The 15616-nt window shown below is 73.0% G+C and carries 13 protein-coding genes; 7 read left to right on the forward strand and 6 right to left on the reverse strand.

Features of this window, described 5'->3' with window-relative positions; genetic code table 11:
- Positions 1-7: 7 nt before the first annotated feature.
- Positions 8-475, reverse strand: coding sequence for a pyridoxamine 5'-phosphate oxidase family protein (locus ACZ3ZD_RS02575; protein ID WP_467392652.1), 468 nt, complete (start codon positions 473-475; stop codon positions 8-10).
- A 139-nt stretch (positions 476-614) separates the two neighbouring features.
- On the opposite strand from ACZ3ZD_RS02575, the gene ACZ3ZD_RS02580 reads away from it, so the two are divergent.
- The 3 genes from ACZ3ZD_RS02580 to ACZ3ZD_RS02590 all read left to right on the forward strand — a co-directional run bounded on the left by ACZ3ZD_RS02580 (position 615) and on the right by ACZ3ZD_RS02590 (position 3668).
- Positions 615-1409 (forward strand): class II aldolase/adducin family protein, encoded by a 795-nt coding sequence (locus ACZ3ZD_RS02580; RefSeq protein WP_467392654.1) that lies wholly within the window; start codon positions 615-617, stop codon positions 1407-1409.
- Between the two features lie 324 nt (positions 1410-1733).
- Positions 1734-3014: a hypothetical protein gene (locus tag ACZ3ZD_RS02585; protein ID WP_467392656.1), complete on the forward strand. Its 1281-nt coding sequence runs from the start codon at positions 1734-1736 to the stop codon at positions 3012-3014.
- Between the two features lie 126 nt (positions 3015-3140).
- Positions 3141-3668, forward strand: coding sequence for a DoxX family membrane protein (locus ACZ3ZD_RS02590; RefSeq protein ID WP_467392658.1), 528 nt, complete (start codon positions 3141-3143; stop codon positions 3666-3668).
- On the opposite strand, the gene ACZ3ZD_RS02595 is transcribed toward ACZ3ZD_RS02590, so the two are convergent.
- Both ACZ3ZD_RS02595 and ACZ3ZD_RS02600 read right to left on the reverse strand, forming a co-directional pair.
- Positions 3659-3886: a hypothetical protein gene (locus tag ACZ3ZD_RS02595; protein ID WP_467392660.1), complete on the reverse strand. Its 228-nt coding sequence runs from the start codon at positions 3884-3886 to the stop codon at positions 3659-3661. The two genes, ACZ3ZD_RS02590 and ACZ3ZD_RS02595, sit on opposite strands and share 10 nt — an antisense overlap.
- A complete protein-coding gene (locus ACZ3ZD_RS02600) occupies positions 3873-5318 on the reverse strand; it encodes a PspC domain-containing protein (RefSeq protein WP_467392662.1) in 1446 nt (481 codons plus the stop codon). The genes ACZ3ZD_RS02595 and ACZ3ZD_RS02600 overlap by 14 nt, the downstream gene beginning before the upstream one ends.
- A 213-nt stretch (positions 5319-5531) precedes the next feature.
- Between ACZ3ZD_RS02600 and ACZ3ZD_RS02605 the strand changes: the two genes are divergently transcribed.
- Positions 5532-6821 carry an ATP-binding protein gene (locus ACZ3ZD_RS02605; RefSeq protein ID WP_467392664.1) on the forward strand — a complete coding sequence of 430 codons (1290 nt, stop codon included), beginning with the start codon at positions 5532-5534 and terminating at the stop codon, positions 6819-6821.
- Positions 6818-7549, forward strand: a complete 732-nt coding sequence (locus ACZ3ZD_RS02610; RefSeq protein WP_467392666.1) for a LuxR C-terminal-related transcriptional regulator — start codon at positions 6818-6820, stop codon at positions 7547-7549. Before ACZ3ZD_RS02605 ends, ACZ3ZD_RS02610 begins: the two co-directional genes overlap by 4 nt.
- A gap of 19 nt (positions 7550-7568) precedes the next feature.
- On the opposite strand, the gene ACZ3ZD_RS02615 is transcribed toward ACZ3ZD_RS02610, so the two are convergent.
- The gene (locus tag ACZ3ZD_RS02615) at positions 7569-8636 is read right to left on the reverse strand and encodes a C40 family peptidase (RefSeq protein ID WP_467393277.1); all 1068 of its coding nucleotides are present in this window, start codon (positions 8634-8636) and stop codon (positions 7569-7571) included.
- Between the two features lie 348 nt (positions 8637-8984).
- Between ACZ3ZD_RS02615 and ACZ3ZD_RS02620 the strand changes: the two genes are divergently transcribed.
- Positions 8985-9338, forward strand: coding sequence for a hypothetical protein (locus ACZ3ZD_RS02620; protein ID WP_467392668.1), 354 nt, complete (start codon positions 8985-8987; stop codon positions 9336-9338).
- Positions 9339-9357: 19 nt separating this feature from the next.
- Here ACZ3ZD_RS02620 and ACZ3ZD_RS02625 read toward each other — a convergent pair whose 3' ends face one another.
- Positions 9358-10944 carry a C40 family peptidase gene (locus ACZ3ZD_RS02625; protein ID WP_467392670.1) on the reverse strand — a complete coding sequence of 529 codons (1587 nt, stop codon included), beginning with the start codon at positions 10942-10944 and terminating at the stop codon, positions 9358-9360.
- Between the two features lie 468 nt (positions 10945-11412).
- Here ACZ3ZD_RS02625 and pcrA point away from each other — a divergent pair, with 468 nt between their 5' ends.
- A complete protein-coding gene (gene pcrA / locus ACZ3ZD_RS02630) occupies positions 11413-13893 on the forward strand; it encodes a DNA helicase PcrA (RefSeq protein WP_467392672.1) in 2481 nt (826 codons plus the stop codon).
- Positions 13894-13937: 44 nt separating this feature from the next.
- Here the strand turns inward: pcrA and ACZ3ZD_RS02635 are convergent, their stop codons facing one another.
- A complete protein-coding gene (locus ACZ3ZD_RS02635) occupies positions 13938-15467 on the reverse strand; it encodes a M23 family metallopeptidase (RefSeq protein ID WP_467392674.1) in 1530 nt (509 codons plus the stop codon).
- Between the last annotated feature and the right edge of the window lie 149 nt (positions 15468-15616).

Raw genomic sequence — 15616 nt, forward strand, 5'->3', positions numbered from 1 at the left:
CTGACGCTCAGGTCCGCCTGAGCGTCCGCAGGGGCCGCCCGGGCTTCCAGACCTGGGTGACCAGATACGTGTCGTCCTCGACGGTGGTCCGTACGACCTCCGTCAGCTCGGTGCGGAAGAGGTGGAACGGCTGCGGCGGTTCCACCTCTTTCCCGTACGCCGCCTTGACCGCGCCCTCCTCCACCTCGAACGCCCGCCCACCGATCCGGACGTCGCCCCCGCCCATGCCCGTCCCCTCGCCGGGGTTCGCCTGGAGGGTGAAACGCGGGTCGCGGTGCAGGTCGAGGGACTTCAGGGAGCCCGGCATCATGCCGAACCACAGCTCCCCGTCCAGGAAACGGACCTCGATCCCACAGGTGCGGGGCGAGCCGTCCGCGCGGAGGGTCGCGAGGACGTGGTGCCGGTACGCGCCGAAGCGCTCCTCGGCGGTCTGTGCCAGCCCGGGTACGGCGGTGCGGAAGTCTCCCCAGTTCATACGGGGCAGCTTCCTCCGGAATCCCGACACCTCGTGTCGGGTATGCGTGGCGCACGGCATCTTTACAGAACAGCCCTGCCCTTTTGCGCCGGCCGAAGGTACCTTCCGGCCGTACCGCCATTCCCGCACGGGAGGATCTATGCCCGGGCCCACCCCGCCCCTGCCGCTGCCCACCGACCGGCTGCGGTTCGCCATGCCGCCCAAGCACGAGTCCACCGAGGACGAACGCCGGCACCGCAAGGAACGGCTCGCGGGCGCCCTGCGGATCTTCGGCCGGGCCGGGTTCGAGGACGGGGTGTCCGGCCACATCACCGCCCGGGACCCGGAGTTCACCGACTGCTTCTGGGTCAACCCGTTCGGGATTCCGTTCAAGCACGTCACCGTCAGCGACCTCGTCCTCGCCAACCAGGACGGACAGGTCATAGAGGGCCGCTACCACGTCAACCAGGCCGCCTTCACCGTGCACGCACAGGTGCACGCCGCACGGCCCGACGTCGTCGCCGTCGCCCACTGCCACTCCGTGCACGGCCGCGCCCTCGCCGCCCTCGGCGACCTCATCGACCCCCTCACCCAGGAGAGCTGCGCCTTCTACGAGGACCTCGCCCTCTACGACGCCTACACCGGCGTCACCGTCGACGCCGGGGAGGGCCGCCGCATCGCCGCCGCGCTGGGCTCCCACAAGGCGCTCGTCCTGCGCAACCACGGCCTGCTCACCGTGGGCGACTCGGTGGACGCGGCGGCCTGGTGGTTCCTGTCCCTGGACCGCTCCTGCCAGGTGCAGCTGCTGGCGAAGGCGGCCGGCCGACCGGTGCTCATCGACCACAAGCTCGCCGTCGCCACCCGCGAACAGCTCGGCGGCGACCTGGTGGCCTGGATCAACTACCAACCCCTGTGGCAGGACATCAGCCGGGCCGAACCCGACCTGTTCGGCTGAGCCCGCACCCGGAGCCGGACACCCACACCACCCGGACACCGCCCCGCCGGAGGACACCGCCCCGCCGGCGGACGCCGTGCCGCCGGAGGACACCGTGTCGTCAGAGGAACCGCACGGGCACCGGCACCGGCTGCCGTACGGCGTTTCCCGCGGCCGGGTCAACACGGCGGCCCCGGCTTCACCCCCGCTGACCCGGACCGCCGCCCCGAAGGGCCCGATGTAGGGCACAATGCGCTCTCGTCACCGGGGAGTTGCCCGGCCGTCGTGCGCCCCGCCGGGGCGGGCGGACGGAACGGCAGGTCGTGGGGAAGGCGGGCGTCGGGCGTGGCGGTGCAGGAGGCGAGAGGGGACACGGATGCCGAGGGCGTCCACGAGGGCGGCTGCACCTGCGAGGAGTGCCCGCACGGCGCCCGGCAGGGGCACCGGCGGGCCGTCGCCGCGTTCCTGCGCCGGCGCGACGAGTTCGCCGCCGGCCGGGGACTGCCGGCGGGCGTGGCGCACTCCGCCTCGGCGTCCCGCCAGTGGGTCTCCGAGGAACTGACCCAGCGGGCCGAGGCCGTCGCCGAACGGAGCCGGGCCGAGGGCGCCGCCCGGCTCGCCCGGCTGTGGCTGCGGACGGTGAGCGCCGTGTGGGGCGCGGTCGTCGCGCTGCTGCTCGCCGAGGCGCTCACCGCGATCGGCGCGGGCTGGACCGGCGCCCGCACCGCGGCCCTGCTCGCCGCGCTGGCCGTCGCCGGCGCGCTGACCGCCGCCTGCTTCCTCCACCGGGCGCGCGGCGGAGCGCTCGCCCCGGTGATCGGCGAGGACAACCGCATGTCCACCTCCCGTACCGTCGCCGCCTGCTGGGTGCTGTTCGTCGGTTACGCCGTCCTGCTGCTGGCCGCCCGCCTGGCCGCCGCCTCCGACCACGCCGGACGCGACGCGCTGATCTCCGGCCTCGATCTCGCGCGCGGCGCGGGCGTGGTGACCGTCCTCGCCGTGGTGTGCGGCATCGCCGTCCTGGTCCGCCGGGTGGTGGGCCTGCGCGTCCTCTCCCAGCGGCTGCAGAAGGTGCCGGCCCACCGCCCGCGCGCCGCCGACCTGCTCACCGACGACTCCGGCAAGGGCGCCTTCGCCGACATCCAGTACGTCGCCATCAGCGCCGTCGCCCTGCTGTTCGCCGCCGTACGGCTGGCCCGCCGCCCCGACCAACTGCCCGACCTGCCCTGGGGCCTGGCCGTGGTCGTACTGATCTCGGCCGCGACCTACCTGGCCGGCAAGTACGCCGAGGGCGGCCGGCCGGTGATCCTCTCGGTGGTCCGTGCCCGCGAACCCGGCGACCTGGACGGCCCGATCCGCACCGGCGACGACATCGAGATCCGCGGCAGCGGCTTCGTCCCACCCGGCGCCCAGACCGCCGACCGGCTCTCCCGCATGGTCGTCCGCATCGGTGCCGTCGACGTCCACGTCCCGCTGGTTCCCGTCGCCGGCGGCTTCCGCAACCCCACGGACCACGCCCTGACCGTCCCCGTACCCGCGGACGTGGAGCCCGGCGCCGTGGACGTCCAGGTGGTGACCGCGGCCGGTGTGGCGACCAACCGGTACCCCCTCCGGGTGGCGGAGTGAGCGCTGGGCAGGTTCGCGAGGGCGCCCGAAATCCGGAAAATCATCTGCGAGAGGGTTGAACCGACTCCCTTCGTCATACGTATGGTCAAGCGAGGGGTGCACGGCGGGCGAGAGGCGGCTGCGGCGATGACTCACGGCATGCGGACCGAGACACACACCACCGGGCCGTGGGGCCCCCGCACCTGGCGGGACACCGCCGCCCACTACGCCCTGCTGCCCCTGCGCGTCTTCCTGGGCATCACCTTCCTCTACGCCGGCCTGGACAAGCTCACCGACAGCGCGTTCATGCGGTCCGCCGGCAGCGGCTCGATCGGCGACACCATGCGCGCGGCCCGCGACTCCTCCGCGATCCCGGCCCTGGTCGACCTGGCCCTGAAGAGCCCGGTCGGCTTCGGCTACGCCGTCGCCCTGGGCGAGCTGGCCGTCGGCATCGGCACCCTCCTCGGGCTGCTCGGCCGGCTGGCCGCGCTGGGCGGCGCGCTGATCTCGCTCAGCCTCTGGCTGACGGTGAGCTGGGCCACCACCCCCTACTACTACGGCAACGACCTCGCCTACCTGATGGCCTGGATCCCCCTCGTCCTGGCCGGCGCCCCCTACCTCTCCGTGGACGCGGCCTGGCGGGCCCGGCGCCGACGGCCCCACGGCTACCTCTGACCGCCCTCCGCTTCGACCTTCGCACCGGTCCGTCTGCGTATCCCCCGGGTCAGCGCGGCCGTCATGCCGGCCAGGCAGAGCCCGCCCACGACCAGCGGCACGACCGCGAACCACGGGGCGTCCCACCGACCGCCCGCGTTCCCCGCGTACACCGCGGCGGTGGCGGTGAGGAAGAGCCCGGCGACCAGCTTCCCGGGCTGGAACTCATGACGCAGCACGGCTGACCTCCACCTGTCCCACTCCGACGCCCAGCGTCAGATCCAGCGTGCCGGCCTTCCCGGCATCCCCGGCCGGCGCCAGCGTCACCTCCTGGTGCCTGCCCGGCCGCATGTCCACGTCCCTTGTGCTGTCCCCGGGCAACCGGAGGTCCCCCATTCCCACATCGATGCTCATTTGCACGGTCGTGTCGGCCGGCACGACCACCTTCAGCTCTCCCGCCCCCACCCGGGCGTCCGTCGAGACCGTCCGGCCCCTGCCCGGGTGCACCCGGGTCAGGTCCAAGGTCCCCCGCCCGGTGCCGAGGTGGTACTCGGGCCGCACCTGGGCCGCCGCGGCCGGCTTCCAGGACGTCTTGCGCCAGTCGGTGGTGATGTCCCGGGGCAGGGCCGCCGCCCCGGCGAGCAGAGCCGCCGTGAGCAGCGCCAGGAACACCGTCCCGGATCCGGTCCGGCCCAGGACCGCGCTGACCGCGATGCCCAGTCCGAACACCGCCAGGGCGCCCGCCAGGCCGGCCTGCAGGCTGATGCCCAGTGGCTGCGTGTGCCAGCCGAGCCCGGTGCCCAGGCCGCCCGCCAGCAGGGCCAGCAGGAACACCCAGCCGCCGATCCGGCGCGGGCCGCGCGGTCTCGCCGGCGCGGGCCGCGGCGGCCGTATCACCCCCGGGTGCGTCCAGGGGTTGGCCATGCCGACGTCCACGACCGAGACCAGGTCCCGCTCCCGGGCGTCCTCGCCCGGCCCCCACAGATAACCGGTCCCGCCGACATGGGAGCCGTCCTTGACGATCGGGTCCCGCCACCACGACGGGTAGACGGTGACGACCGGCGGCGCCTGCGCCTCCGGCGGGGCGTCGGCGGCGGCCTGCGCGGCGAGCGGGTCGGGGCCGGGGGCGCCACGGCGCGGCGACCAGTACCCCGCGCCCGCGAGCAGCAGTGAGAGCACCGCGGCGAACGTCAGCACCCCGCCGTTCTTCAGCAGGGTCAGCAGGATTCCGCAGCCGACCAGCGTGAACAGCACGGCGGCCAGCGCCTGGCCGTCTACCCGGGCCGTGAAGAGCTTGCGCAGCTCGTTCTCCTCCTCGTCCTCGTACGGCACCAGGAGCCAGACGAAGCCGTAGAAGATGAGGCCCAGGCCGCCGGTCGCGGACAGCACGGCCAGCGTGATCCGGAAGATCACCGGATCCATGTCGGTCTGCCGGCCCAGTCCCGCGCACACGCCCGCGATCATCTTGTGCCGGCGGTCGCGCCGGAGCCGGCCGGGGGCGCCGGCGCCCTCCTGCCGCGCGGGCTCGTCCGTGGGCGAAGGGGCGCCGGCGCCGGCCGCTCCCGTCTCTCGCGTCGCGGCGGGCGCGGCATCCGTCGGCCCGGTGCCCGGGGCCGGGCGCGGGCCGGGGCCGGGTCCCGGACCCGTCGCGGCGTGCTCGTGATCCGTCATGCGTTCCATGGTGACGGCCCGGCCGCCGCGACGGCAGTCGGGACGACCCTGGGCGAACCCTGAAATCGGCCCTGAGACGAGGCGGGGAAGCGTCCGACCGGCCCGCACCGGCCGCCTTCCCCCTCACCCGGACCGCCCCCCGACCGAAGATCAGGGGCGTCTCGGGGACCGACCCTGATGCCTCCTCCGCCCGGCCGTGTGACCATCGTTGGCATGCCGGAAGCCGCAAGCCTGCCACTCGACGACCCGCGGCCGCCGCGCAAGCTCTACCGCAGCAGCGACGGACGCTGGCTCGGCGGGGTGGCGCGGGGCCTCGCCGGGCATCTCGGGCTGCCCGTCGTCTGGGTGCGGCTCGTCTTCGTCGGCCTGTTCCTGGCCGACGGCCTCGGAGCGCTGCTGTACGCCGCGTTCTGGTTCTTCGTCCCGCTCGGTGTCGGCGGCGTCGGCGACCAGAAGCCGCCGCTGGTGGGCACCGAGAGCTGGCCCGACGGCCGCCGCAGACTCGTCGCCCGCAAACCGGACCGGGGCCAGATCGTCGCGCTGCTCCTCATGGTCGTCGTGTCCATGGTCTTCGTGAGCAGCGTCGACCTGGACAGCGCGGCCAAGGCCTATCTGGTGCCCGCCGTCCTCGTCGCGGCCGGTGTCGCCCTCGTCTGGCGCCAGGCGGACAACGCCCGCCGGGCCCGCTGGGTCGAGGCCGGCCGCCGGCGCCGCACCCTCACCCTGCTGCGCACCGCCGGCGGCGTCCTGCTCGTCACGGCCGGTGTCACCGTCGTCTTCGTCCTCCAGGGCTCGGCCGCCCACCTGGGCGCGGTGCTGCAGGCCGCGCTCGCCGTCCTCGTCGGTATCACCCTGCTCGCCGGCCCCTACCTGGTCCGCATGACCCAGGACCTGTCCGAGGAGCGGCTGATGCGCATCCGCGCCCAGGAACGCGCGGAGGTCGCCGCCCACGTCCACGACTCCGTGCTGCACACCCTCACCCTGATCCAGCGCAACGCCGACCAGGCGGGCGAGGTGCGCCGCCTCGCCCGCGCCCAGGAGCGCGAACTGCGTGCCTGGCTGTACAAGCCGGAGGGCACCGGCAAGGAGGAGGCCGACGAGCCGGACACGGTCGCCGAGGCGGTGCGTCGCAACGCCGCCGAGGTGGAGGACAAGCACGGCGTCCCCATAGAGGTCGTGATCGTCGGCGACTGCCCGTTGGACGAGCGGACCGGTGCGCAGATGCAGGCCGCGCGCGAGGCGATGGTGAACGCCGCCAAGTACGGTGGCGAGGGCGGTGCCGTACAGGTCTACGCCGAAGTCGAGGGGAAGACGGTCTTCGTGTCCGTACGGGACCGCGGACCCGGCTTCGACCTCGACGCGATACCCACCGACCGTATGGGTGTCAGAGAATCGATCATCGGCCGCATGGAACGCAACGGCGGCACGGCCCGGCTGCGGGCGGTGCCCGGCGGCGGCACCGAGGTCGAGCTGGAGATGGAGAGGGCGGAGAAGACGTCATGAGTGACGCGACCGAGGCGAACGGCACGGCGGGGGCGGGGGAGCCGGCCGAGCCCGGCGGCGCGGGCGGGCGGCACGTACGGGTGGTCCTCGTGGACGACCACCGGATGTTCCGTGCGGGCGTGCAGGCCGAGATCGGCCGGACCGCCGAGACCGGCGTCGAGGTGGTGGGCGAGGCCGCGGACGTCGACGAGGCGGTCACGGTCATCACCGCGACCCGGCCCGAGGTCGTCCTCCTCGACGTCCACCTGCCGGGCGGCGGCGGGGTCGAAGTGCTGCGCCGGTGCGCGGCGTTGACCGCGGACGCCGAACATCCCGTCCGGTTCCTCGCGCTGTCCGTGTCGGACGCGGCGGAGGACGTGATCGGGGTGATCCGTGGCGGCGCCCGGGGCTATGTCACCAAGAACATCACCGGCGGCGACCTGGTCGACTCCGTCTTCCGCGTCCAGGAGGGCGACGCCGTGTTCTCCCCGCGGCTCGCCGGGTTCGTGCTGGACGCCTTCGCCTCCACCGACGCCCCGCCGGTGGACGAGGACCTGGACCGCCTCACCCAGCGGGAACGCGAGGTACTGCGCCTGATCGCCCGTGGCTACGCTTACAAGGAGATCGCCAAGCAGCTGTTCATCTCGGTGAAGACGGTCGAGTCCCATGTCTCGGCGGTCCTGCGCAAGCTCCAGCTGTCCAACCGGCACGAGCTGACCCGCTGGGCGACAGCACGCCGACTGGTCTGACCCTGCCCCGATCCGGCCCTCAGGCCACCCTGGCCGCCCCCGCGAACGGCATCTCGTCGATCGGGGCCAAGCGGACCGGTGCCGACGGGTTGGGGGCGTGGATCATCAGGCCGTTGCCCACATAGATGCCGACGTGACTGACCCCGGAGTAGAAGAACACCAGGTCGCCCGGCTGGAGTTCGGAGCGGGAGACCCTGCGGCCGGCGCTGATCTGGGCGTAGGTGGTGCGGGGCAGGGAGATGCCGGCGGAGCGGTAGGCGGCCTGGACCAGGCCCGAGCAGTCGAAGGCGGTCGGGCCGGTCGCCCCCCACACATAGGGGCTGCCCAGCTTGCCGTAGGCGTAGGCGACGGCCGCCGCCGCGCGGGTGGTGGGGGCCGGGGCGGTCCCGGCCGGTTCCAGTGGCTCCCGTGGGTCCGCGGCCGACCGGGAGGCGCGGGGCCCGGCCGCCGCGCCGGCGCCGGTGACCTCGGTCCGCTGCCGCGGAGTCAGCCGGGCCAGCAGCCGGCGGGCCTCGCCGAGCTTGCCGGTGACGATCTTCTTCTGCCGGTTAAGCTCGGCCTGCCGGGACCGCAGGGAGGCCAGCTCGACGCGGGCGGCACCGCGCAGCCGTTCGATCTCCCGCAGCTGTCCGCGCACCTGCGAGACGGCGGCGGCCTGCCGGTCACCGGCCCGCTCGGCGAGCGCGGCACCGTCGAGATACCGGTCGGGGTCGCTGGAGAGGGCCAGTTGCCAGGCCGGATCGATGCCGCCGTCCCGGTACTGGGCCGCCGCGACCGAACCCAGTGCCTCCCGGGCCGAGTTCAGTTTCGTCTGCTCGCGGGCGGCCTCGTCCTGGAGGGAGTGCAGCCGCCGCTGGGAGGTGTCCGCCTTCTCCTTCGCCCCGTTGTACTTCTCGGTGGCGGCCTCGGCCTCCCGGTACAGGGTGTCCACCTTGGCCTTGACCTGCTCCGGCGTCAGCTGTGGCTCGGCGTGTCCCGTCCCGTCGAAACCCGTCGCGGTGGCCGCGCCCGCCAGGGCGAGGGTGACGGCCGTGCGGGCCGTATGGCCGCTGAACGGGCGTTGCGAGGGTTTGCGGTGCGCTGCCACCTGAACGGTCACGTCCTTCCGTACGACGCGTACGACCGGTCTCAGCCGGTCACTTGGGGGAGGACGCTAGGCCGGACGGTGACGAGAAGGTAACGCGCTGTGCGGAAGTGGTGCGAACGGACCGGCTTGTGACCGTACGTGACCACGGAGGAGTGCTGGAGCCGTCACGTTTACGGAGTGTGGTGACCGAAGCGGGGAAAGCGGGACCGACGGCGAGCACGGGCTGCTATAGCTCGCATTTATGCAAGATCTTTCCCGGTGGTCCGGGGTCTGCCCCTCGGGCCGCCGGGGTCTTTCGGCGGGCCCGGTGGCGGGGCGGCCGGAGTCCCCTGGCTAGGCTCCGGGCCCATGGACGTACTCACCCATCTCTTCGTCGGCCTGCACATCGTCGGTATCGCCGCGCTGCTCGGCGGTTTCCTCACCCAGATGAAGGCGATGGGCCAGGGCACGGCCCGGTTCGTACCCGGGATGCTGCACGGCGCGCTGACCATGCTGGTCACCGGCGTCGCCCTGGTCGGCCTCAACCAGGCCGACGACCACCACGTCAACACGATCAAGATCGGCGTGAAGCTGGCCCTGCTGATCGTGATCCTCGGCCTGGTCTACGTGAAGCGGGACGAGGAGCGGATCGACAAGGGCCTCTTCGGTGTGGTCGGCCTGCTCACCACGGCCAACATCTTCATCGCCGTCCTCTGGACCTGACCCCCACGCGCCCCGGGTCTCAGCCCGGCCGCACCACGCTGTGGACGGCCGACTCGCCGATACCGGAGACCGGCTCCTCACGGACGTACGCGCCCGGCCTGGGGGCGTGGATCACCATGCCGTCGCCCGTGCAGAGCCCGACGTGGCTGACGTCGTCGTGGAAGAAGACGAGGTCGCCGGGGCGGGCGTCGGCCGGCGGTACCGGAGTGCCCGCTTCGGCCTGCTCCCGCGCGGTGCGGGGGAGGGTGACGCCGGCGGACTTCCAGGCGGCCTGGGTGAGGCCCGAGCAGTCGTAGGAACCGGGGCCGGCGGCGCCCCACACGCACGGCTTGCCGACCTGCGCGCGGGCGAAGGAGATCGCCTTCCTGGCCTTGGTCGCGTACGTGCCGGACGGGGCGGCGGCGGCCTGCGCCACGTGCTGGGACAGCAGCACGCGCGCGTGGGCGAGCTTTGTCTGCACGGCGGCCTTGGCGGCCTTGGGCCCGCTTGCGGCGGGGCCCGGGCTGCCGGCGGCACCAGCGGCAACAGGGGCAGTCGTGGCCGCGGCCGACGCTCCGTGGCTCGCCGCGCTGACGGCGCTGTGGGGGAGGGACGGGATCACGGCGGTGTTCTGCGCCGAGACCGCGGGTCCGGTGCTCTGGACCGGCTGCTCGATCCCGTCCCGAACCGGCGGGGCGACTCGCGTGTCACGAGCGTGCCGCGCGGCTCGGGTGCCTGACGAAGGCCGGGTGACGGTCAGCTTCCCGACGGAGGATGCGGTGCCCGAGCCCCCGATGGCCGGGGAGAGGGCCGTGTCCCCGAGGAAGGGTGCGGCGCCTGAGCCCCCGACGGTCGGAGAGAGGGCCGTGTCCCCGACGGAGGGTGCGGTGCCTGAGCCCCCGACGGCCGGGGAGAGGGTCGTATCCCCGAGGGAGGGGGAGAGGCCCGTGCCGCCAAGGGGCGGTGCGATGTCCGCACCCCCCACGGTCGGCATGACCGCCGTACTCCCGGCGGGACCCGCGCCGCGCTGGGCCGGGATCATGCCGCGCAGGCTCGGAAGGGCGCGGTGCTGTGCACGGCGGGCAACCTCGTCCCGCAGCCGCTGGAGGCTGTCCGCACGGCGCCCCGAGGCCTCGGCCCTCTCGGCGCCCTCGACCCGTTCACCGCGCCCGGAACCCTGTTCCGCCGGCCCCCCGGCCCAGCGCTCGACCCGCTCGGCCCACCCCTCGCGCCGCCCGATCCCCTGCACCGGCCCCCCGGTCACAGGCTCGCCGCTCCGGGCACCCTGCTCGACCCGCTCGGCCCACCCTTCACGCCGCCCGGCGCCCTGCACCGACCTCCCGGCCCCGCTCTCGCCCCGCCCGGACTGCCGCTCGCTCCTGGCGACCCCCCGCTCGCCCCGACCGGCCCCCCGTTCCACCCGGCCGCCCCACTCCTTGCTCGCGGCGGAGGTCTCGGCGGCCGATTCCGCGCGGCGGTAGAGGTCGTCGATCTTCCGCTCGACCTCTTCCGGGCTCGGCGCGGCGTGCCCGGGGGTCTGGGGGAGCACGGCCACGGAGGTGGGCGCGGGGGTGCTGATGCCCGTTCCCGGGGTCCCGCCGGGGCGCGGCTTGCGGTGCGACGCCAAGGGAGGCGACTCCTTCCGTACTGCCGCCTACCGGGTCAGCGGTGGGGGCCCCAGGCCTCGTGGGCTCTGGGGGAGGGTTCGGGCGGACGCTCGGAAGGTCGCCCTACGGCGTCGTCCCGGGCGGGAGTCGGCCGATTCGCCCCAGGATGGGTGGGTCCCCGGCTCCGGGCACCGTGCGGGCGCGCCGGACTCGGCGGAGGCCGTGCGGCCCGGCGAGGTTCGCCGGAGAGGGGTCGTACGGCCTGACGGAAACCTAGCCAACTCGTGTGTCTTCTGTGAAGGTTGGTGTGCGGTATGTCCGATACATTTCCGTGACCTGGAGCCGGTTTCACATCCGCGTCACCGGCCGCTTCCGCTGTGTGAGCGGCGCGGACGCGTTTTCGGTACGAAGATCAACTCGCCGTCGGTGCCGCGATGTTCCGGGGACGGTGACCGGTTGTCGGTGGGGCGCCCTAGACTCGGAGAGCGATGAGCAGCCTCTTTGACGACAGCTTCCTGGCGGACCTCCAGCCCCCTCGCGGGCATCAGGAGGAGCCCCCGCCGCCGCCCGAGGACGATCACGCTCCGGAGTCGATTCCGGACGATCTGTTCGGCGGGAAGTTCGACGCGCCGCCGGACCGGGACGCCTACTACCGCGACGGCGCCCCACGCCCCGTGCTCGACCCGGCGGCCCTCCTGGAAGGGCTGAACGAGAACCAGCGCGCGGCGGTCGTGCACGCCGGCTCCCCGCTGCTCATCGTCGCCGGCGCCGGCTCCGGCAAGACCCGCGTGCTGACCCACCGCATCGCGCACCTGTTGGGCGAGCGGGGCGTCCACCCCGGCCAGATCCTCGCGATCACCTTCACCAACAAGGCCGCGGGCGAGATGAAGGAACGCGTCGAGCAGCTCGTCGGACCGCGCGCGAACGCGATGTGGGTGATGACCTTCCACAGCGCGTGCGTGCGCATCCTGCGCCGCGAGAGCAAGAAGCTCGGCTTCACGTCGTCCTTCTCGATCTACGACGCCGCCGACAGCAAGCGCCTGATGGCCCTGGTCTGCCGGGACCTGGACCTGGACCCCAAGCGCTTCCCGCCCAAGTCCTTCAGTGCCAAGATCAGCAACCTGAAGAACGAGCTGATCGACGAGGAGGACTTCGCCGCCCAGGCCACCGACGGCTTCGAGAAGACCCTCGCCCAGGCCTACGCGCTCTACCAGTCGCGGCTGCGCGAGGCGAACGCGCTGGACTTCGACGACCTGATCATGACGACGGTCAACCTGCTGCGCGCCTTCCCGGACGTCGCCGAGCACTACCGTCGCCGCTTCCGGCACGTCCTGGTGGACGAGTACCAGGACACCAACCACGCCCAGTACGCGCTCGTACGGGAGCTGGTCGGCACCGGCGCACACGACGAGGACGTGCCCCCCGGTGAGTACGACATCCCGCCCGCCGAACTGTGCGTCGTGGGCGACGCGGACCAGTCGATCTACGCCTTCCGCGGCGCGACGATCCGCAACATCCTCCAGTTCGAGGAGGACTACCCGGACGCGACGACGATCCTGCTGGAGCAGAACTACCGCTCCACGCAGACCATCCTGTCCGCCGCCAACGCGGTCATCGAGCGCAACGAGTCCCGCCGCCCGAAGAACCTGTGGACCAACGCCGGCCAGGGTGCGCGGATCACGGGGTACGTCGCCGACACCGAGCACGACGAGGCCCAGTTCGTCGCCGACGAGATAGACCGCCTGGTCGACGCGGGCGAGGCGCGCGCGGGAGACGTCGCCGTCTTCTACCGCACCAACGCCCAGTCCCGTGTCTTCGAAGAGATCTTCATCCGCGTGGGCCTGCCCTACAAGGTCGTCGGCGGCGTCCGCTTCTACGAGCGCAAGGAGGTCCGGGACGTCCTGGCCTACCTGCGTGTCCTCGCCAACCCCGAGGACTCGGTGCCGCTGCGCCGCATCCTCAACGTGCCCAAGCGGGGCATCGGCGAGCGCGCGGAGGCCATGGTCGACGCCCTCGCCCAGCGCGAGAAGATCAGCTTCCCGCAGGCCCTCAAGCGCGTGGACGAGGCCTACGGCATGGCCGCGCGCTCCACCAACGCGGTCAAGCGGTTCAACACGCTGATGGAGGACCTGCGCACCATCGTGGAGTCCGGCGCGGGCCCGGCCACCGTCCTGGAAGCGGTCCTGGAACGCACCGGTTACCTGGCCGAGTTGCAGGCCTCCACCGACCCGCAGGACGAGACCCGGATCGAGAACCTCCAGGAACTCGCGGCCGTCGCCCTGGAGTTCGAGCAGGAGCGCGGTGAGGGCGAGCAGAGCACGCTCGCCGAGTTCCTGGAGCAGGTCGCCCTGGTCGCCGACTCCGACCAGATCCCCGACGAGGAGGACGGCGACGGCGTCATCACGCTGATGACCTTGCACACCGCCAAGGGCCTGGAGTTCCCGGTCGTGTTCCTGACCGGCATGGAGGACGGCGTCTTCCCGCACATGCGCGCCCTCGGCCAGACCAAGGAGCTGGAGGAGGAGCGGCGCCTGGCGTACGTCGGCATCACACGCGCGCGGGAGCGGCTGTATCTCACGCGGTCGGCGATGCGCAGCGCCTGGGGCCAGCCGTCGTACAACCCGCCCTCCCGTTTCCTGGAGGAGATCCCGGCCACCCACGTGGAGTGGAAGCGGACGGGGGCGGCGGCGCCGGTGTCCTCCGGGCCGGCGTCCGGGATCGCCGCCTCGCTGTCCTCCAGCCGTTCGCGTTCGTCGGCGTCGGGCGCGTCCGGGTTCGCCACGCGGCGCACCGCGGAGAAGCCGGTGGTCGCCCTGGCCGTCGGTGACCGGGTCACGCACGACCAGTTCGGGCTCGGCACGGTCGTCGCGGTGAAGGGCACCGGCGGGAACGCGGAGGCGACGATCGACTTCGGCGACGACAAGCCGAAGCGGCTCCTCTTGCGGTACGCGCCGGTGGAGAAGCTCTAGACGGAGGAAGGGGCCCCGGTGAGGGGCCCCTTTGCGGGTGGTTCCTAGGTCGGGTCCAGCCCGTGGCTGCGGAGCCACGGCAGGGGGTCTATGGCCGCCCCGCCCGCCGGCCGGACCTCGAAGTGCAGGTGCGGGCCCGTGGAGTTGCCGGAGTTGCCGGAGTAGGCGATCGGCTGGCCGGCCTTGACGGTCGCACCGGTGGCGACGCGGTAGCTGGAGAGGTGGCAGTACCAGGTCTCCGTGCCGTCCTTCGCCGTCAGGATCAGCATGTTGCCGTAGGCGCTGTTCCACTTGGTGGTGACGGTGCCGTCGGTGGCGGCCATCACCGTGGTGCCGTAGGAGACCGGGAAGTCGATGCCGGTGTGCACCGACATCCAGTTGATGCCCGCCTGCCCGAAGTAGGCGCTCAGCCCGTGCTGCGTGACCGGCAGCGCGAACTTCGGGCGCAGCCGCTCCTTCAGCGCGGCCTCGGCGGCCGCCTTCTTCTTCTCCAGGTCCTGCTGGGCCTTGAGGTCGATCCGCTCCTGCGTACGGCTCGCCCGGTCGGCGAAGTCGGTGGCGCCGGCCGACAGCGTCTTGAGCTGGCTGTCCAGCTTGTCGTTGGCGATCGACGGCTTGACCGGCTGCGCGTCCGCCGCGGTGGTGGCGGTGTCCTTGGAGTCGTCGGTGAGCGCGCCGACCGAGGCGGCGGCGATCCCGGCGACCCCCATCACACAGGCCGACGGTACGGCGACGGTCAGCAGCGCGGAGCGTTTCGCAGGCGTACGACGCCGGGAGCGCGCCCCGCTGCGTGAGCCCGCGCGGGTCGCCGGCGCCGGGCTGATCTCCTCCTGGTCGTCCAGCAGGCCGGTGACGGCGGGCAGTTCACCGGTGGAGTCCGGCTCGCCCGCGCCGGAGGCGTGTTCGCCGAATTCGGCGGCCTCGTACGGCACCTGCTCGAAGCCCGCGGTCGCCTGCGGGTCACCGGCCTGCTCGAACCCGGTCTGCCGGTCGCCGACCGCCTCGAAGGTCGCGGTGGCCTGCTGGTCGAACGGTTCGCCGCCCCGCTCGGACTGCGCCGGCACGCTCTGCCCCGCGGAGTTCCACTGGGTGGCGTCGTACGCGCCGGTGTCGAAGGTCTGGGTGCCCCACTCCCACTGCTGGGTGGCGTCGGCGCCGGCGGACTGGTCGGGCCGCAGCCAGGCGCCGGTGTCCCACTGGCCGCTCACGTCGTTCCCGGCGGGCTGTGCGGGGGCGTTCCAGGCGGTGCTGTCGTAGGCACCGGTGTCGTAGCCGGTGTGCTGGGCCGCGTACGGGTCGTAGGCCGGGGCCGGGGCGGTGCCGGACTGCCACTGCGTGCTGTCGTACGCCCCGGTGGCCTGCTCGCTGCCCGGGAGGCTGCCGAAGAGTGGGTCGGCGTGGAAGGCCGTGGTGCTTCCGGGACCACCGGCGAAACCGGTGGCGTCATAGCCGCCGTACGTGGTGAGGTCGTCGTAAGGAGCTTCCTGCGCTCCGTACTGCGCGTAGTGCGCGGTGGAGGCGTCGGAAGCCGGGGCCGGGGTGGTCATGGTCCCCGACGGGTGACGGTCGTTCACCAACTTCTCTTTCGCCTCGACAACAGGGGCTGCCAGAGCAGTGCGGCGACTGTACCCGGCGGTACCTGGGCGCGACAATCTTCGGCCTGTTTCGCGTGGGCCGGAAACGGGCATTCGGCCGTGTTTAGGGGGAGCGCGGACGCTACCTT

It is taken from the genome of Streptomyces sp. NPDC023481 (genome assembly GCF_055560195.1).